Annotated in this window: 14 protein-coding genes and 2 tRNA genes; 15 read left to right on the top strand and 1 reads right to left on the bottom strand. The window is 65.4% G+C overall.

Translation table 11 applies throughout. The annotated features are described in order from the left end of the window. Positions 1 to 9 precede the first annotated feature (9 nt). From BMZ45_RS01275 to BMZ45_RS01250, 7 genes are all read left to right on the top strand, one after another. Positions 10 to 3,876, top strand: coding sequence for a pilus assembly protein (locus tag BMZ45_RS01275; protein WP_091631500.1), 3,867 nt, complete (start codon positions 10 to 12; stop codon positions 3,874 to 3,876). A 22-nt stretch (positions 3,877 to 3,898) separates the two neighbouring features. Further along, positions 3,899 to 4,309: a type IV pilin protein gene (locus BMZ45_RS01270; RefSeq protein WP_091631498.1), complete on the top strand. Its 411-nt coding sequence runs from the start codon at positions 3,899 to 3,901 to the stop codon at positions 4,307 to 4,309. Between the two features lie 140 nt (positions 4,310 to 4,449). Next, positions 4,450 to 5,379, top strand: a complete 930-nt coding sequence (locus BMZ45_RS01265) for a DUF1570 domain-containing protein (protein ID WP_139215352.1) — start codon at positions 4,450 to 4,452, stop codon at positions 5,377 to 5,379. A 120-nt stretch (positions 5,380 to 5,499) separates the two neighbouring features. Next, positions 5,500 to 6,342, top strand: coding sequence for a hypothetical protein (locus BMZ45_RS01260; RefSeq protein ID WP_091631495.1), 843 nt, complete (start codon positions 5,500 to 5,502; stop codon positions 6,340 to 6,342). Between the two features lie 32 nt (positions 6,343 to 6,374). Then, complete coding sequence (locus BMZ45_RS01255) at positions 6,375 to 7,097, top strand: hypothetical protein (RefSeq protein WP_091631494.1); 723 nt, start codon at positions 6,375 to 6,377, stop codon at positions 7,095 to 7,097. Between the two features lie 469 nt (positions 7,098 to 7,566). Further along, on the top strand, positions 7,567 to 8,190 hold the full coding sequence (locus tag BMZ45_RS21030) for a DUF5343 domain-containing protein (protein WP_343124194.1): 624 nt from the start codon (positions 7,567 to 7,569) through the stop codon (positions 8,188 to 8,190). Then, entirely contained in the window at positions 8,183 to 8,770 is a 588-nt protein-coding gene (locus BMZ45_RS01250; protein ID WP_091631492.1) for a Swt1 family HEPN domain-containing protein, read from the top strand. The genes BMZ45_RS21030 and BMZ45_RS01250 overlap by 8 nt, the downstream gene beginning before the upstream one ends. 126 nt (positions 8,771 to 8,896) lie before the next feature. Here the strand turns inward: BMZ45_RS01250 and BMZ45_RS01245 are convergent. Further along, positions 8,897 to 8,973, bottom strand: a tRNA-Asn gene (locus BMZ45_RS01245). Between the two features lie 755 nt (positions 8,974 to 9,728). On the opposite strand from BMZ45_RS01245, the gene uvrB reads away from it, so the two are divergent. From uvrB to rplT, 8 genes are all read left to right on the top strand, one after another. Further along, positions 9,729 to 11,762 carry an excinuclease ABC subunit UvrB gene (gene uvrB, locus BMZ45_RS01240; RefSeq protein ID WP_091633940.1) on the top strand — a complete coding sequence of 678 codons (2,034 nt, stop codon included), beginning with the start codon at positions 9,729 to 9,731 and terminating at the stop codon, positions 11,760 to 11,762. 121 nt (positions 11,763 to 11,883) lie between these two features. Beyond that, a tRNA-Val gene (locus tag BMZ45_RS01235) sits at positions 11,884 to 11,958 on the top strand. Positions 11,959 to 12,405: 447 nt separating this feature from the next. Next, a complete protein-coding gene (thrS, locus tag BMZ45_RS01230) occupies positions 12,406 to 14,307 on the top strand; it encodes a threonine--tRNA ligase (protein ID WP_091631491.1) in 1,902 nt (633 codons plus the stop codon). A gap of 102 nt (positions 14,308 to 14,409) precedes the next feature. After that, on the top strand, positions 14,410 to 14,934 hold the full coding sequence (gene infC / locus BMZ45_RS01225) for a translation initiation factor IF-3 (RefSeq protein WP_082576627.1): 525 nt from the start codon (positions 14,410 to 14,412) through the stop codon (positions 14,932 to 14,934). A gap of 338 nt (positions 14,935 to 15,272) precedes the next feature. Further along, positions 15,273 to 15,947, top strand: coding sequence for an ankyrin repeat domain-containing protein (locus BMZ45_RS01220; RefSeq protein WP_217643132.1), 675 nt, complete (start codon positions 15,273 to 15,275; stop codon positions 15,945 to 15,947). A gap of 77 nt (positions 15,948 to 16,024) precedes the next feature. Then, positions 16,025 to 17,221, top strand: a complete 1,197-nt coding sequence (locus BMZ45_RS01215; RefSeq protein WP_091631488.1) for an XVIPCD domain-containing protein — start codon at positions 16,025 to 16,027, stop codon at positions 17,219 to 17,221. A 230-nt stretch (positions 17,222 to 17,451) separates the two neighbouring features. Then, positions 17,452 to 17,649, top strand: a complete 198-nt coding sequence (gene rpmI, locus BMZ45_RS01210; protein ID WP_055902747.1) for a 50S ribosomal protein L35 — start codon at positions 17,452 to 17,454, stop codon at positions 17,647 to 17,649. Positions 17,650 to 17,662: 13 nt separating this feature from the next. Beyond that, positions 17,663 to 18,022: a 50S ribosomal protein L20 gene (gene rplT, locus BMZ45_RS01205; protein WP_056181730.1), complete on the top strand. Its 360-nt coding sequence runs from the start codon at positions 17,663 to 17,665 to the stop codon at positions 18,020 to 18,022. Positions 18,023 to 18,113 lie beyond the last annotated feature (91 nt).

Genomic DNA, 18,113 nt, shown 5'->3' with positions numbered 1-18,113 from the left:
GCCCTGGCCATGAACGCGAATCGCATTCTCCTCACTATCGCCGCGACCGGTCTGGTGGTGCTCGGCGTCCGCATCCCCAGCCTGGTCGCGAACACGACCACCCAGGGCGCCGGCACGCTCGCGCAGGCGCCGCTGAACCTGGGCGGCGACGGCGTACCGCCGGCCTTCATGATGGCGGTCGACGACTCCGGCTCCATGACCTTCCAGACCATGTTCCCCGGTCAGGACGGCGAGGTCTGTTTCGGCCGCGACAGTTCCAGCGAACCCTACGGCCTGTTCTACACCACCGGCGCCAACGCCGGTAAGCCGCGCACCGACGGCGGCTGCGACCATTTCTATTTGCTGCCGGGCCCGCGCGCGGGCGGCGGCTTCCTCGGCCTGCCGCCGCTGGATTCGCTGGGCGCGGCGCGCTCGTCGGATTTCAATCCCTCGTTCTTCAATCCGAACGTGAAGTACGAGGCCTGGCTGACCTCGTCGATGCCGCCGACCAAGGTCCCGTACGACTACAGCGCGGGCAATCCCAACGGCAACGCCTCGACCACGGCCACCAAGGTCGACCCGCGTACCGCCGGCACCACGGTGAACCTGGCTGCCAGCCGCTACACGACGGCCGAAATCTTCACCATGCGCAACGGCATGTTCATGCCGGCCGGCACCAACTACCAGATCGTGGGCGGCAATTCGTTCACCGTCCCCGCCGGCGGCCAGACCTGGAACGGCGGCACCACCACCGTTTACATGCAGTACTACCCGGCGACCTTCTACATGAAGACGACCACGCCGGCGGCCGAGCAGCCGGTGGGTTACAAGACCGACGCGACCTCGCGTCCGGTGATCGCCAATGCCTGCGGCACCGGCTGCAACATGTGGCGCTACACCATCGCCTCGGCCAACTTCGACACCACGGCCAACTACAACGCCCAGCTGCAGAACTTCGTCAACTGGTTCAGCTACTACGGCAACCGCAACCGCGCGATGGTCGCTGGCATGAGCCGTTCGCTGGCCGACATCAAGGACATGCGCGTCGGCTTCTTCCCGATCAACTCCAACGGCAGCTTCAACGACCCGATCGGCAACGCCAACGAACGCGTCTACATGCAGGACATGAGCGTGCAGGCCCGACGCGACGACCTGTACACCAACGGCGTGTTCGCGCTGGGCGCCAGCGGCGGCACGCCTAACCGCCAGGCGGTCAGCGCGGCGGCCGGCCAGTTCCGACGCACCGACGCGGTCGGCGACGGCAAGGGCGGCGCTCCAGTCCAGCGCGTGTGCCAGAAGAACGCGGTGATGCTGTTCACCGACGGCTACAGCAACGGCGGCACTATCACCACCGGCAACATCGACGGCAACATGGGCCAGCCGTTCGCCGACAGCAACAGCGACACCATGGCCGACATCGTCAGCCAGTACTACCTGGGCACCGAAGCCGGCGGCGTGGTGCCGCTGCGCACCGATGGCAATTTCGCGCTGAACGGCGGCACCGGCCGCGTGCCCGTGCCGGACGAGTGCAAGAGCCCCTCGCCGAGCAAGAAGCTGGACTGCGAACGCCGTCTGCACATCAACTTCTACGGCATCACGCTGGGCGCCCGCGGTACCATCTTCAACCCGGACGTCGCCCAGGATCCGTACGTGACCAATCCGGCCTGGCCCGGCTGGCAGAACGACAACCCGACCACGGTCGACGACATCTGGCACGCCTCGATCAACACCCGCGGCGAATACATCAATGCCAAGACCCCGGCCGACATCACCGCCGCGATGCGTCGCGTGCTGGCTTCGGTCGCCGGTGGCGCCAGCCCCTCGGGCAGCACCGGTCTGAGCGGCGCGCGCATCTCCAGCAACTCGCTGTCGGTGGTGCCGTTCTACGAAGCCAAGAACAACAACACCGACTGGTACAGCCGTCTGAACGCCTCGTCGGTTAGCGTCAATGCCGCCGGCCAGATCGCCTTCACCGCCAAGTGGGAAGCCAGCGCGCAGCTGGCCCGCACTGGCCGCAACCTGCTGTTCGGCACCACCACCGGCGGCGCTGTGAAGCCGGTGGTCAAGGCGTTTTCGTCCGGCAACCTGGGCGATGTATTCACTACGCTGTGCGCCGACACGCTCTCGACCTGCACCAAGGCCGCCGTCACCACGCTGGGCGTGACCGAGTCCGAGGCCGTGGCTTACCTGGCCGGCCAGGACACGGGCGAGAAGAAGAACGGCGGCAAGATGCGCGATCGCACCACTCGCCTGGGCGACGTCATCAATTCCTCGCCAGTGGTGTCTTCCGCGTTCGACAACTACGGCTACATGACCCTGCGCGGCGCCAACGCCACCGACTTCGATCCGTACAACTACGAGGCCTACCTGACGCTGAAGAAGGACCGTCTGCCGATGGTCTACGTCGGCGCCAACGACGGCATGCTGCATGCGTTCCGCGGCGACAACGGCGGCGAGTCGTTTGGCTACATCCCGGCGACCTCGGTCGGCCATATGGGCAACCTGCTGTTCCCGTACGACCCGGACCGCAAGGGCGACCAGATCTTCCAGCATCGCTATTTCGTCGATGGCCCGATCACGGTCTCCGACGCTTACACCGGCAGCGGTTGGGCCACGGTTCTGGTCGGCAGCTCCGGCGCGGGCGGCCGTAGCGTGTTCGGTCTGAACGTGACCGATCCGACCCTGTTCAGCGCCGGCAACGTGATGTGGGAAGTTAACGACAAGGTCACCGGCACCACCGGCCAGCGCATCGGCCACGTGCTGGGCAAGCCGCTGATCGTGCCGGTGCGCACTTCGGGCGGCACGCGCTGGAAGGCGATCTTCGGCAACGGCTACGGCAGCATCAGCGGCAAGGCGTCGCTGTTCGTGGTCGATGTGGTGGACGGTTCGGTGGTGACGATCGAAGTCGCCGAGGCCGCCGGCACCGGCGTGCCGACCGAGCCGAACGGCATGGGCAACGTGATGGCGCTGGACCGCTACGTCTACGACGCGGCGGGTGGCGGCACCTTCACCGCCGGCAGCGACGGCTATGTCGACACCGTCTACGGCGGCGACCTGCACGGTAACATCTGGAAGTTCGATCTGCGCACCAACACCGTCGTGTTCGGCGCCGACAAGCCCTTCTTCACCGCCAAGGATGCCAATGGCAAGCGCCAGCCCATCACCGGCGGACTGAACGCCGTGGCCGGTCCTTCCAGCGGCGTGATGATCCTGTTCGGTACCGGCAGCTACTCCTTCGGCGGCGATTCCGACAACAAGGACATGCAGTCGGTGTACGGCGTGGTCGATAACGGCGCGCGCATCACCGCGGCGCGTGCGACGGCCCTGCAGCAACAGGTGCTCAGCAACGACAACACCGATGGCATCCGCGAGGTCACCCAGAACTCGGTCAACTTCCTCACCAAGTCCGGCTGGTACCTGGATCTGGCGGTGAAGACCGGTGCCGCCGCGCCGGTACAGACGGGCGAACGCATGGTCGGGCGCCCGCGCATCCAGGACGGCACCTTCTTCTTCCCGACCTTCGAGCCGATCGTGTCGTCCGCGGCCAACGCCGCCGAGACCGGGTGCGCGGCGGGTGGTACCAACTGGCTGTACGGTCTTAGCGCGCTCAGCGGCAGCGCCTACATGAGCAGTGTGCGGCCCGGTTCGCCCACGGCCGATCCCATGTCGGGCAACGCCGGTGCCTTGAAGCTGGAGGCCGATACCAGCGGCCCGATCACCGACGTGAACATCTTCAGCCCGCCGCCGCCGCCGGATCTGCCGGCCAACGCCACGGCAGCCGAGATCGCCGCGCGCCTGGGCATGCCGACCTGTTCGCGCATCGTCCAAGCCGCAGGTGGCCCGCCGCTGTACAAGTGGGGCATGTGCGGTCGCCAGTCGTGGCGCCAGGTCCGTTAACGCAATCAGGAAGCCCAGAGACATGAACCGTCCCAACGCCATTCGAGGCTTTACCCTGATCGAGCTGATGATTGCGGTCGCGATCGTCGGCATCCTGGTCGCGGTCGCGGTGCCCGCGTACCAAGACAGCGTGCGCAAAGCGCGACGTGGCCAGGCCAAGGCCGATCTGGTCGAGATCGCCCAGTTGGCCGAGCGCTTCCGCTCGGTCAACAACACCTACGTGGGCTTCGCGCTGCCGACCGGCATGAACGTGTCGCCGCGCCAGGGCACGACCTACTACAACATCGCGATCGCCAACCAGACCGCCAACACCTACACCCTGACGGCCACGCCGCAGGGACCGCAGACCGAGGATACTTTGTGCGGCACCCTCGGCTTGAATGCTGCTGGAGTTAAATCGGCGGCGACGTCGGACATCTCGCGCTGCTGGTAAGACGCAAGACTCGCCAGATCGAACGGGGCCGCGGGAAACCGCGGCCCCGTTCGTTTATGCGCGGCAGCATTGAAACGCGCGTCCGGTTCGGCGATGGTGCGCTTAGGGGCGCGGCCATTCGTGGCCCAAGGATGACGGCGATGCGGGGATCGCGGTGGGTCTGGAGTGCGGCCGCGTTGCTGGCGATCGGCGGCGGCGTGTATTGGTGGGCGCGCGATCGAGCCGAAAACCAAGCTTCGGCGACGGCGTCGGGCGCTGCCTTGCCCGCGGGCCCACGCTACGAAAGCGCGCACTACCGCGCGACCAGCACGGCCACGCCTGAGCAGACGCGCGCGGTGCTGGCGGCGGCCGAGGCCTTGCACGCGGCCTACCTGCAGGCCTTCGATCTGAAGGACGAAGCCGGACGCGCCAAGCACCAGCTCGTGCTCTACGGCGATCGCGCGCAGTTCCGGGCGAACAACCGCAGCAGTGCCTGGGCCGAGGCCTATTACCTCGCGCCGACCTGTTACGCCTACTACGCCGAGGGCGTCGCCAACCCGTATCACTGGATGGTCCATGAGGCCACCCATCAGTTGAACCACGAACTGGCGGTGCTGAAACCGGCGAAGTGGGTCAACGAGGGCCTGGCCAGCTACTTCGGTGCGAGTCGCCTGGAGGGCGGACACCTGCGACCCGGCACCATCGACCCCGACACCTATCCGATCTGGTGGCTGGGCGAGCTGGGCCTGAGCGGCGACCCCGAGGCGGATATCCGCCAGGGGCGCATCGTCGCCCTGCGCACCCTGATCGCCGGCACAGATCGGGCCGACCTCAACCGCCGCTTCAACCAGTACTACATCGGCTACTGGAGCCTGACCCACTTCCTGTTCCACTACGAGGACGGCAAGTACGCCGCCGGTTTCCGAGCCCTGATCCGCGACGGCGGCACACGTGCGGATTTCGAACGCCGGATCGGGCCGGTCGAGACCATCCAACGCGAGTGGTACGACTATCTGCAGGAGGTAGCTGGCGGCGGCGAGGCGACGCTGGTGCGACCGATTCCGCCCCCCAGGGCCGACGCAGCGCGCTAGCCGACCGGCCTGGCGCATGGCGCTGCCGGCTTTCCGGCCTTCTGCCAAGATGCGCGCGAATGGACTGGGGGCGAGGGGAAGACGATGGCCGGAAGGTGGGGAAGATGGATCGTGGGCGCAATGCTGGTCGTCGCGACGAGCGTGGTGTGCGCTACGGAACCGCAGGTCGAACTGCACGGTTGGCGGGTGCAGCAGTTGCTTCCCAAAGGCGACACCGGGCTGGGCGAGCCGTTCAAGACATTCGAGAGCGAGGGCCACATAAACCGCGCCTACAAGCTCGGCGACGATGCCTACTTCGTCATTTCCGTCCTCAAGGACAGGCCGCGCTATGTCGATAGCCTGCAGTTGACCGGTACCCGCGCTGCGACCTTGCCTTTCAAGGGGCTGAGCCTGGGCGACAGCAGCGAACGGGTGCTGGCGGCACTGGGGCCGCCCAGCGCCAAGCGCGAGATCGAATCGCCCAGGGTCACGCAATGGTCCTACGACGACCGCAACTACAGCGTCGAGATCGACGCGGCTGGGCGTCCGTACAGCATCAAGCTAGAAAGCGACGAGCATTTGCTCGGATTCCCAAAGGGCGAGGGCGATTTCTGGAAGGAATTTCGCGCCGCCGTGCTTTCCGGCGAGTTCGCTCGGATCGAGCCATGGCTGCGGCCGGATGTCGAGGTGTATCGCGGCGGCAAGACCCTGTGGATCGACCGGCGCTATCGCGATTACGTGTCCGCGCCGGATGCCGAAATGCGACAGGCCCTGGTCGGCGACCGCCGCAGCCTGGTCTCCGCCCTGCGCCGCTTCGAGCCGGAGCAAAGCGTGCGCCTCACGGATACCATGGGGATAGGCATGGTGTTCAAGTTTCCCGCCGACGCCGAGCTGGAGGAACTGGCGTTCTTTCCGTATGCGGGGAGCTACCGACTGTACGAAGCCAAGTTCCGCGAAGGGTCGGAGCCGGTTACCCATAAGTAGAAGGAGCGTGTCATGACAGGGAGTGGTCTCAGGTGCTGACCGGCATTGCACTGATCGCGGCCACCGCTGCCTCGTCGTGGACGGTCGTCGAACCTGCGCGGACCGAGCTGGACTGGCACTGCACCAGCATGGCCCAGCAGGAGTGGAGCGCGCGCGTGGCCGGGGACCGGCTGATGTTCGCGCCGCGCGCGCAGGACGCCAGGAACGGCGACCTGGTGTGGGCGGTCGGCCAGCGCGGCCGGCTGGTGGGGCGCAATCAGGGCATGCTCGGCGGCACGGTGGAGTGGGTGACCGACGGGGGACGGCAGCGACGCACGCTGCTCGACGTCAATCCGATCGGCTTCGCCCAGCACCGCGGCGATGTCTATGTCGTCGGGCTGTCGAATCGCACCTTTCGCGACGGGTCCATCCATCGCCTGCGTTCGAACGGCGGCAAGGGCTGGCAGATCGAGCAGGTGCTGCGCCTGGAGGAACCGCCGCTGGCGGCCTATGCGCGCGGCGGCAGCTGGTACCTGGTGACCGTGGTGGGCGTGACCCGGCTGGATCTGCAGACGATGCAGGCCACGCGCCTGCATAACAACATGCAGTGGTGGCGGCTCAATCCGTCCAGCATCGTCGAACATCGCGGGCGCTGGTACATCGGCGCGCGCCGCGGCGTGATCCGGCTCACCCGCGACAGCGAGGGCTATCGCGAGCAATGGATGGTGCCCTCGGACTGCAAGGCCTACGCCGGAGACTGCCAGTGCGCATCCTGAGCGGGGCAGCGGGCTCCAGCGGGCCGGAATGTGGCGGCAGGTAGCGCAGGATGGCCACCGCGCGCGATTCAGGTCGCGTGATGTTGGACGGCCGCGCGAATTTTGAGCGGCGACGCCACCAAAGCAAAAAGGCCCGCATCGCTGCGAGCCTTGGTGCTTAAACGAATCTTGGCGCCCGAAGTTGGACTCGAACCAACGACCCCCTGATTAACAGTCAGCTCTATAGTGCATATAAATCAAATGGTTAGGGTTATTAATTTTATGTGCAGGCGCCATATAAGCCACTGAATTGCTTATGTGGCCAAGGCAATTTTAGGTGTGGGCTTGTTGCCGCAAACTCCTTCCAATAGGCTCAGCCGAGGAAGAGGGGACGGCATGGCCGACGGGCACTGGATGGGTACTCAACTGATCGGATGAGACCCGTGTTCACGGACGTGTTCCATCGGATTGGATCACAGGAGGACGGTAGATGCTCTCTAGTCGCTATATGACGAGCGTGAAGAATCTTCCCGCAATAATGCAGAAGATTATTGATGGCACGGCGCCGGACAAGTTCACCGTAGCTCATCTAAAGAGCATTGGTTTCAAGAGCAGCAACGATCAAGGAGTTCTGCCGGTCCTTAAGGATCTCGGCTTCTTGACAGCGGATGGATCGCCTACCAAACGATATCTCGATTACAGAGACAAATCGCGTTCGAAGCAAGTGCTGGGTCAAGCTCTTCGGGAAGCGTATGAAGACCTCTTCCATATCAATGAAAATCTCTCTGACTCCGACCGCCAGGCAATCATTGGTCGATTCAAGTCGGCGCACAATGTCTCGGACGTCGTAGCAGAACGGCAAGCTTCTACCTTCTTGAACCTGTTGAAGTTGGCTGACATATCCAGCTCGGTGGGGCATTCAAAGCATAAAACGGCTTCGGCTGCCAATGAGCCTATTCAAGAGGCCCCAAAGTCGGAGCGAGCTGCTTCGGCGCATCCGCTACATTTCAATGGCTTGCGATACAACATCGAGATACACCTTCCTGCCACGAAAGATGTCGAGGTCTATAACGCAATATTCAAATCATTGAAGGAGCATCTGCTCGATGATTGAAGCCAAGGATCTGCGTGATTGGCTTTTCCGTGGACTGATGTTCGAAGCCGAAGCCGATCGATTTCGTGCTGCTGGTATTCGAGTGGGCGCTAACACGGAAGATGCCGAGCGTGAGCTATTTGCTGAAACTCTTACGCCGTTTGGTGTCGACTTGCGGGGTGAGGCGATGCGCATGGCGCGCTTGTACTCGCTTCTTTACTGCTTTGAAAATTCGGTGCGCGCCCTCATCACAGAGCGCTTATTTGAGCGTCATGGCGCAGGGTGGTGGATTTCAAGAGTGCCGAAGAAGGTTCAGGAATTTGCTGCTGGTCGGCAAAAGGACGCGCAGGAAAATTCATGGCTCGAAGGTCAGAGCGCGGATCTGCTCGGCTTCGTGCAGTTCGGACATCTTGCGGACATCATCGTCGCGAATTGGGAAGACTTTTCAGATCTTGTCCCCACCCAGCATTGGTTGAAACAACGCCTAGATGAGCTTGAGCGCGCGCGAAATTTCATCGCGCACAACAGATTCCTTCTGTCCGCCGAGTTTCAGAGAATCGAGATGTACGTAAACGACTGGAATCGCATGGTGGGTCTGTGACGCTGTGTGACTAGCAAGACAGCTCAAACCGACGGACAACAATGAAGGACGTTGTCAACCTAGGAAAACCTATTTTAGGTGCACCTAAAAAGAAAGGCCTGCGATCGAATCGCAAGCCTTTGGTTTTGGCGCCCGAAGTTGGACTCGAACCAACGACCCCCTGATTAACAGTCAAGTGCTCTAACCGGCTGAGCTATTCGGGCGGGGACGCATATCCTAGGGGGAGGCCCCGGGAGGGTCAAGCCCTGGGCGCGTAATCGCGCGCAGGGCGGTCGCGATGGGCGGCGTGAGGGGTGTTTTGGTCGCTTGGTCTGAATCTGGCAGGCGCCGTCGCTGCGGATTTGGCCCGGCCAGGTCTCGCGGCCGAGCAGGCCGGAAACGAGAGCCCTTGACGGGATCGCAGTCGTCGCGGCCATAGCGCCGCAGGGGCCGGCTGCGAATGGAGCGAATGCTCGGCGCGCGCCGCGTGTCGGTGATTCGCACGATGGCTTAGCGGTGTCCGGGCCCCACCGCCGTCGCGGTCGTCGAAGATCGGCCAGCCTGACGGCCCGGAACCCGTTCGGCCGGCGGCGTCCATCTGCGCTGCGCAGGCGCCGCACGACTTGAGTCCGGCGCGCGGCGGCCGCACATCTTGCATAGGCGGCGCCGGCGCCGAGCGCCTGCAGGGTGTTGGACCGTTCTTGACGATCTCCAGCCTGCGCTCCGGCGCATCGTCGTCGGCCATCCCAGCCGCTGTTGCGCAACTCCAGGACCCACAGAAACTTCGCCCAACCACGGCCGCGTGCGCGACTTCGTTGCCCTGCGTTCATCTCGGCCGATGCCATTCGGGCCGGGCGCTAGCAACCACGCGGGCGCACCGCCCAAGCATCGCAAGGACCCTCGGGGTCGTGCAGCAAAACCGACCGATCGCGCTTCGCGCAGTCTGGGTACACTTGAGGATCGACCGCAGCCGATGACCATGAACGAGCTCATTCATCCCGCAGGTTTTCAACTGGTCGCGCCGTATTCGCCGGCCGGCGACCAACCGCTCGCGATCGACAGCCTGATCGCCGGCTTCGAGAACGGCCTGGCCCAGCAGACCCTGCTGGGCGTGACCGGCTCGGGCAAGACCTACACCATCGCCAACGTGATCCAGTCGGTGCAGAAGCCGACCCTGGTGATGGCGCCGAACAAGACCCTGGCGGCGCAGTTGTACGGTGAGTTCAAGGCTTTCTTCCCGCACAACGCGGTCGAGTACTTCGTCAGCTACTACGACTACTACCAGCCCGAAGCCTACGTTCCGTCCAGCGACACCTTCATCGAGAAGGACAGCTCGGTGAACGAGCACATCGAGCAGATGCGGCTGTCGGCGACCAAGGCCCTGCTGGAGCGTCGCGACACCATCATCGTGTGCACGGTGTCGGCGATCTACGGCCTGGGCGATCCCAACGAATACTTCCGCATGGTCCTGCACATGGTGCGCGGCGAGCGCATCGATCAGCGCGAGCTGATCCGCCGCCTGACCGAGATGCAGTACGCGCGCAACGATACCGAGCTGCGCCGCGGCACGTACCGGGTGCGCGGCGAGGTCATCGACGTGCATCCGGCCGAATCGGAGATGGAGGCGCTGCGCATCGAGCTGTTCGACGGCGAGATCGAGAACCTGACCGCGTTCGATCCGCTCACCGGCGAGACCCTGCGCAAGCTGCCGCGCTACACCATCTACCCCAAGTCGCATTACGTGACCACGCGCCGCACGGTGCTGGACGCGATCGATGCGATCAAGGACGAGCTGCGGCTGCGTCTGGAGCAGCTGTACGCGCAGAACAAGCTGGTCGAGGCGCAGCGCCTGGCCCAGCGCACCCAGTTCGATCTGGAGATGCTGGCCGAGGTCGGCTACTGCAACGGCATCGAGAACTACTCGCGCCATCTGACCGGGCACATGCCGGGCGAGCCGCCGCCGTGCCTGTTCGACTATCTGGCGCCGGACGCGCTGCTGGTGGTGGACGAATCGCACGTGACCGTGCCGCAGATCGGCGCGATGTACAAAGGCGACCGCTCGCGCAAGGAAACCCTGGTCGAGTTCGGCTTCCGCCTGCCGTCGGCGCTGGACAACCGGCCGCTGAAGTTCGAGGAGTGGGAAGGCCGTTCGCCGCGCGCGATCTTCGTCTCGGCCACGCCCGGCCCCTACGAGCTGCAGAAGTCGGAAGGGCAGATCACCGAGCTGGTGGTGCGCCCGACCGGCCTGATCGATCCGGTGGTCGAGATCCGCCCGGTCGGCACCCAGGTCGACGACGTGCTCAGCGAAATCAACGAGCGCGTCGCGATGGGCGATCGCGTGCTGATCACCACCCTCACCAAGCGCATGGCCGAGAACCTCACCGAATACCTCGGCGAGCACGGCGTGCGTGTGCGCTACCTGCACTCGGACGTGGATACGGTCGAGCGCGTCGAGATCATCCGCGACCTGCGCCTGGGCAAGTTCGACGTGCTGGTGGGCATCAACCTGCTGCGCGAGGGCCTGGACATGCCCGAGGTGTCGCTGGTGGCGATCCTGGACGCCGACAAGGAAGGCTTCCTGCGGTCGACCGGCTCGCTGATCCAGACCATCGGCCGCGCCGCGCGCAATCTGCGCGGCAAGGCGATCCTGTATGCCGACAAGGTCACCCGTTCGATGCAGGCCGCGATCGACGAGACCGACCGCCGCCGCGCGCGTCAGGTCGAATACAACCTCGAGCACAACATCACCCCGAAGTCGGTGTCCAAGACCGTGGTGGACCTGTTCGAGGGCGCGCGTGCCGATCCGTCCGAGACCGCGCGCGGGCGCGGCAAGACCCGCAAGGTCGCCGAGTCCATGGTCGACTACGCCGCGCTCAGCCCGGCCCAGTTCTCGGCCAAGATCAAGGCGCTGGAGCAGCAGATGTACCAGCACGCCCGCGACCTGGAATTCGAGGAGGCTGCGGCCGTGCGCGACCAGCTGCGCAAGCTCAAGGACGCCGGTTTCGCGGCCTGAGCGCGGTGGCCGGGCCGGCAGCCGCGCGCCGGTCGCGCGCGCCGCGCGGACGCTTGTCGGCCGCGCGCCGCTGGGCTACACTGCGCGCCCCTCGCCGGGGAGTTTTCGCAAGTTCGGCGACGGGCGATTAGCTCAGCGGTAGAGCACTACCTTGACATGGTAGGGGTCACAGGTTCGAACCCTGTATCGCCCACCAATTCGGTGACGAAAGGCCTGGCGCAAGCCGGGCCTTTCTGTTTTCGGGTTGCGGCCGATGGCGGGCGCGCCGATGCGCTCCAGGCCCGATCGGCGCGGCCGCCGGCGTCGCGCTCGTTGACTTGGCCCCTTCCGTCCCCAACTATTAGCAGTATCGACGCGGCATCCGGCCGCGTCCCGCGAACAGGTGGCCCGCCTAACCGCCGGCCTAGCGTGCGACATGGACACTACCCGCGCCCATCGTTGAACCGCCCGAGGCAGCTGCGTACGCAGGCGCCCTCGCGGCGCTTTTTTCTTGCTGCCGCCCCCGATCCCGCTTTGCACCGCCTTCCCTGAACGCCAGGGCGCCCGCGACCCGGGTCGCGCCCCCGCCGTCCAGGCGACGGTTCCCGCATCTCCCGGGCGCCACCCGCGCCGCTTCCCTACAAGAACCCAGATCCCGAACGCCATGATCGCCATTACGCTCCCCGACGGCAGCCGCCGCGAATTCGAACAGCCCGTATCCGTCATGGAGGTCGCCGCCTCGATCGGCGCCGGCCTGGCCAAGGCCACCGTCGCCGGCGAAGTCGACGGCAAGCTGGTCGACGCCAGCGACCGCATCGACCACGACGCCAAGCTGCGCATCATCACGCCCAAGGATCCGGAAGGCGTCGAGATCATCCGCCACTCCTGCGCCCACCTGGTCGGCCACGCGGTCAAGCAGCTGTATCCGAGCGCGAAGATGGTGATCGGCCCGGTGATCGAGGAGGGCTTCTATTACGACATCTGGTACGAGCGCCCGTTCACGCCCGAGGACCTGGCCGCGATCGAAGCGCGCATGATCGAGCTGATCGACAAGGACTACGACGTGATCAAGAAGGTCACGCCGCGCGATGAGGTCATCCAGGTGTTCGCCTCGCGCGGCGAGGACTACAAGCTGCGCCTGGTCGAGGACATGCCAGACGAGAAGGCCATGGGCCTGTACTACCACGAGGAATACGTCGACATGTGCCGCGGCCCGCACGTGCCGAACACGCGCTTCCTCAAGGCCTTCAAGCTGACCCGCATTTCCGGCGCCTACTGGCGCGGCGATTCCAAGAACGAGCAGTTGCAGCGCGTCTATGGCACGGCCTGGGCCGACAAGAAGCAGCTGTCGGCCTATATCCAGCGCATCGAGGAAGCCGAGAAGCGCGACCACCGCCGCATCGGCAAGCAGCAGGACCTGTTCCACCTGCAGGAAGAGGCGCCGGGCCTGGTGTTCTGGCACCCCAAGGGCTGGTCGATCTGGCAGGTGGTGGAGCAGTACATGCGCCGCGTCTACCGCGAAAGCGGCTACGGCGAGGTGCGTTGCCCGCAGATCCTGGACGTGTCGCTGTGGCAGAAGTCCGGCCACTGGGACAACTACAAGGAGAACATGTTCTTCACCGAGTCGGAGAAGCGCACCTACGCGGTCAAGCCGATGAACTGCCCGGGCCATGTCCAGGTGTTCAACCAGGGCCTGCACAGCTACCGCGACCTGCCGATCCGCTACGGCGAGTTCGGCTCCTGCCACCGCAACGAGCCCTCCGGCGCGCTGCACGGCATCCTGCGTGTGCGCGGCTTCACCCAGGACGACGGCCACATCTTCTGCCTGGAAGACCAGATCGAGGCCGAAGTCACGGCCTTCCACCAGCAGGCGCTGGCGGTCTACGGCGATTTCGGCTTTGAGGACATCCAGATCAAGATCGCCCTGCGCCCGGACTCGCGCCTGGGCGACGACGCCACCTGGGACAAGGCCGAGGCCGCCCTGCGCAGCGCCCTGGGCGCCTGCGGGGTGGAATGGCAGGAGCTGCCCGGCGAGGGCGCCTTCTACGGCCCCAAGATCGAATACCACCTCAAGGACGCGATCGGCCGGACCTGGCAGCTGGGCACCATGCAGGTCGATTTCATGATGCCGGGCCGTCTGGGCGCCGAATACGTGGACGAGCACAGCCAGCGCCGGACCCCGGTCATGCTGCACCGGGCCATCGTGGGCTCGATGGAGCGGTTCATCGGCATCCTGATCGAGCACCACGCCGGCCAGTTCCCGGCCTGGCTGGCCCCGATCCAGGCCACGGTGATGAACATTACCGACGCCCAGGCCGATTATGTGGAGGAGGTCCGGAAACTCCTTGCAAATCAAGGGTTCCGGGTTCAGTCCGATTTGCGGAACGAAAAGATCGGCTATAAGATTCGCGAGCACACGCTGCAGCGCGTGCCGTACCTGCTCGTGGCCGGCGATCGCGAGAAGGAAAATGGCATGATTGCGGTACGCACTCGGGGAGGGGAGGACCTGGGGACGATGACCGTCGCCGAGTTCGCCTCGCGTTTGCACGACGAGAGCGTCGCTTAAGCGCGCAGCACCCAGTTTCAGGCCAGCTTGTTCAGACTCCGTCCCGGTGTGATCCGGGACGGCCCGACACGGAAAGCCGTGTCTACATTGGAGATTGCAACAATCAGTACCCCCGAGAAGCCGAACCGTAAGAACCAGGAAATCCGCGTACCGCGCGTGCGCGTGATCGGCAGCGATGGCGAAATGATCGGCGTGCTCACGCGCGACGAAGCGTTGCGCCAGGCCGAAGAGGAAGGCCTGGATCTGGTCGAAATCCAGCCCAACGCCGATCCGCCGGTCTGCAAGATCATGGACTTCGGCAAGTTCCGCTTCGAGCAGCAGAAGAAGGCCAACGAGGCCAAGAAGAAGCAGAAGCAGGTCGAGATCAAGGAACTCAAGTTCCGTCCGGTGACCGACGAAGGCGACTACCAGATCAAGCTGCGCAACATGCGCCGGTTCCTGGAAGAAGGCGACAAGGTCAAGGTCAACATCCGCTTCCGTGGCCGCGAGATGAGCCATCAGGAACTCGGTCGCGAGATGGCGGCCCGGATCGAGGCCGACCTGGGCGAGGACATCGTGATCGAGTCGCGTCCGCGCCTGGAAGGGCGGCAGATGGTCATGATGATCGCGCCGAAGAAGAAGACCTGATCGCCCGGCATCCGCTGGGTCGGTCCGAAAGCCCCCGCCGCGTGCGGGGGTTTTTGTTTGTGGGCGGTCGTGCGGACTGTCGCGCAGGACGACGAGACGGCCGGGGCGGGCCGGCAAAACTGTGATACGCGGCCCAGACCCGCGCCGGCGACCCAGGGGGCGCGACTTGTCGCCGTCATCCCTACACGGCACCATGCGGTGGGGTAGGTGCGCACTGCGCGCGCCACGAGGTGCTGATGCGACTGGATCGCGCGAAGGCCCGAAGGATGGCGATGTCCGTCCTGTTGATGACCGCCGCATGCGCGGCCTGTACGACTTGCGCCATGGAGAACAACGCAATGCTCGCAACCGAAGCCCGCCCACGCGCGCAACAGATCTTCGCCGACCCGGCGGTCGCGGCCCTGGCCGAAGCCGTCGCCGAGGGCGATACCGCGCGCATCCGCACGCTGGCGCCCGGCGCCGATCTGTCCGCGCGCGGCGACAAGCAGGTGACCCTGCTGCAGTGGGCGCTGCTCAATCAACGCCTGGACAGCCTGAAGGCGCTGCTGGACGCGGGCGCGGATCCCAAGCAGCCCGGCGTGGATGGCGACACCGTGGTGCACATGGCCGCGGCCGCCAACGATGCCTCTTATCTGACCGAGCTGCTCGCGCGCCGCGTCGATGCGAACGTGCGCAATCCCGAATCCGGCGCCGGCCCGCTGCGCTCGGCGCTGATGGGCGAGCGCGAAGCGCAGTTCCGCGCGCTGCTGGCCGCGGGCGCGGATCCGAACCTGGCCGACCGCGTCGGCAATACGCCGCTGCATATCGCCGGCCAGATCAACGATCCCGAGCGCGCGCTCGACCTGCTCGAGGCCGGTGCCGACGCGAATGCGCGCAACGCCCAGGGCGAGACCTTCCAGCGCTATCTGTTCATGACCCGCGCCTCGCTGCTGAACGCGCAGACGCGCAAGCAGCGCGAAGCGGTCGAGGCGTGGTTGAGCGCGCATGGCATTGCGCTGGAGGGCGCGCGCTGAGCGCGTGAGAGCAGGACAGGGCGTCGGCCGAATGCGGCCGGCCGTATCCGGGGTGTGGGGTTAGGGGAGCGTCAAGGATGAATGCACAGATCGATCCGGACCGCGTGCGCGGACAGGCCCAGCGGCCTTCGTTCGCCGATGAGGTGCGCGGGCAGGGCGCGCTGCCGGTGGACATGACCCTGGCCAAGCTGATGCGCGACGTTTACGACTACGACCGCAGCGGCAGCCAGGAAGGCGTGGGCCCGTGGAAGCCGCTGGGCGAGGACGAGCTGCGCAAGGTCGGCATCGATCCGACCCTGCTGAAGAACCAGAGCAGCGGTTTCCTGGCGGTGGTCTACGGCGACGGCCAGGGCCGCCACGTGCTGGCCTACAGCGGCACCGACGAGCCCAAGGACTGGCTGACGAACTTCGGCCAGGGCCTGGGCTTCGAGACCTCGCAGTACAACCAGGCGATGGCGCTGGCGCGCCAGGCCAAGGTGGCGTTCGGCCAGGACATGGTGATCACCGGCCACTCGCTGGGCGGGGGCCTCGCGGCCGCCGCGGCCGTGGCCACCGACACCCCGGCGGTGACCTTCAACGCCTCGGGCGTGCACGACAAGACCTTGGAGCGCGTGGGCCTGGACCCGGACGTGGTCAAGCGCGAAGCCGGGCAGGGGCTGATCCGCCGTTACGCGGTGGACAACGAAATCCTGACCGAGCTGCAGGAGAACAAGCCGATCATCCGCCACCTGATGCCGGACGCGCTCGGTCACAAGATCGAGTTGCCCGATCCGGATCCGCTGAGTTTCTGGCAGAAGCTCAACCCGGTGAAGTCGATCAAGCACGGCGTCGAGATGCACTACATCGACTCGGTGATCGAGGCCCAGGAGAAGGTGTTCGGCAAGGATTTCGAAACCCGCAACGCGCGCATGAACGATCCCGCGCATCCGGCCAATCCGCTGTATCGCCAGTCCTACGACGGCGTGCAGGGCCATGCCGCGGCGCGCGGCCTCAACGGCGCGCAGACCGAGCAGCTGGCCGGGGCGTTGGCGCTGGAAGCCCAGCGCGGCGGCCTCAACCGCATCGACCAGGTGGTGTTCGGCGAGGATGGCCGGCGCGCGTTCGCGGTCGAGGGCCAGCGCCCCGAATCGCAGCGGGTCGCCCACGTCGACGTCGCCAGCGGGCGCGAACAGCCGCTGGCCCAGAGCAGCGAGCAGTCCCTGCAGCTGGCGCAGCGCACGGCCGCGGCCGCGCCGGCGCTGGAACCCCAGCTCAGCGCCGCCCGCGGCCGCTGAGCCCGCGCCCGGGCGGCTCCCGCCCGGCGCCGACTAAACCGCTGATTTGCATCGGAATCCCCGGGTCTGCATAATGTGCGGCCCGGTTCGCCGGGTTTGTTGTGCGCATCACCCAGGACCTGTTGCTGATCTCGTTTCAGATCAATGACTTACAAGCCGGCAAGGGCAGGACGGAAAGAGTGGCCATGCCACCGCCCAGGCCAGTGACATAACTCCGAAAGGACATCGCAATGCCCAAGATCAAGACCAATCGGGCGGCAGCCAAGCGCTTCCGGAAGACCGCTTCCGGCAAGTTCAAGTGCGGCCACGCCAACAAGAGCCACATCCTCACCAAGAAGGCCACCAAGCGGAAGCGCAACCTGCGGCAGACGAACCATGTTCGTCCCGAGGACGCGGGCCGTCTGGTTCGCATGCTGCCGTATCTCTGAGGAGGACTGAACAATGGCACGAGTTAAGCGTGGTGTTACGGCGCGCCGCCGTCACAAGAAAATCCTGAAGCAGGCCAAGGGCTACTATCACGCCCGCCGCAAAGTCTTCCGCGTCGCCAAGCAGGCGGTCACGAAGGCTCTGCAGTACGCCTACATCGGTCGTAAGCAGAAGAAGCGCAATTTCCGTTCGCTGTGGATCACCCGCATCAACGCGGCGGCCCGCATCAACGGCCTGAGCTACAGCCGTTTCATGAACGGCCTGCTCAAGTCCGGCATCACCCTGGACCGCAAGGTGCTGGCGGATATCGCCGTGCACGATGCGACGGGTTTTGCGGCGCTGGCCGAAAAGGCGAAGAGCGCGCTCGCGGCGTAACCTGTTTCCATCCCCGTCCCGAGCCACGTGCCCCGCACTGGTTCGGTGCGAGGGACAACGTGGTTAAGGCATGGGGAAGGGCGCAAGTCCT

Origin of the sequence: Lysobacter sp. cf310 (genome assembly GCF_900114355.1) — a bacterium.
In the GTDB taxonomy this organism is placed as follows: domain Bacteria; phylum Pseudomonadota; class Gammaproteobacteria; order Xanthomonadales; family Xanthomonadaceae; genus Lysobacter.
The sequence above is the reverse complement of the archived record's forward strand: the minus strand, read 5'-3'. Positions and strand labels throughout refer to the sequence as shown.

Coding starts and splice junctions, on each gene's coding strand:
- BMZ45_RS01275 (WP_091631500.1), top strand. CDS start 10: ATGAACGCGAATCGCATTCTCCTCACTATCGCCGCGACCGGTCTGGTG.
- BMZ45_RS01270 (WP_091631498.1), top strand. CDS start 3,899: ATGAACCGTCCCAACGCCATTCGAGGCTTTACCCTGATCGAGCTGATG.
- BMZ45_RS01265 (WP_139215352.1), top strand. CDS start 4,450: ATGCGGGGATCGCGGTGGGTCTGGAGTGCGGCCGCGTTGCTGGCGATC.
- BMZ45_RS01260 (WP_091631495.1), top strand. CDS start 5,500: ATGCTGGTCGTCGCGACGAGCGTGGTGTGCGCTACGGAACCGCAGGTC.
- BMZ45_RS21030 (WP_343124194.1), top strand. CDS start 7,567: ATGCTCTCTAGTCGCTATATGACGAGCGTGAAGAATCTTCCCGCAATA.
- BMZ45_RS01250 (WP_091631492.1), top strand. CDS start 8,183: ATGATTGAAGCCAAGGATCTGCGTGATTGGCTTTTCCGTGGACTGATG.
- uvrB (WP_091633940.1), top strand. CDS start 9,729: ATGAACGAGCTCATTCATCCCGCAGGTTTTCAACTGGTCGCGCCGTAT.
- thrS (WP_091631491.1), top strand. CDS start 12,406: ATGATCGCCATTACGCTCCCCGACGGCAGCCGCCGCGAATTCGAACAG.
- BMZ45_RS01220 (WP_217643132.1), top strand. CDS start 15,273: ATGCTCGCAACCGAAGCCCGCCCACGCGCGCAACAGATCTTCGCCGAC.
- BMZ45_RS01215 (WP_091631488.1), top strand. CDS start 16,025: ATGAATGCACAGATCGATCCGGACCGCGTGCGCGGACAGGCCCAGCGG.
- rpmI (WP_055902747.1), top strand. CDS start 17,452: ATGCCCAAGATCAAGACCAATCGGGCGGCAGCCAAGCGCTTCCGGAAG.
- rplT (WP_056181730.1), top strand. CDS start 17,663: ATGGCACGAGTTAAGCGTGGTGTTACGGCGCGCCGCCGTCACAAGAAA.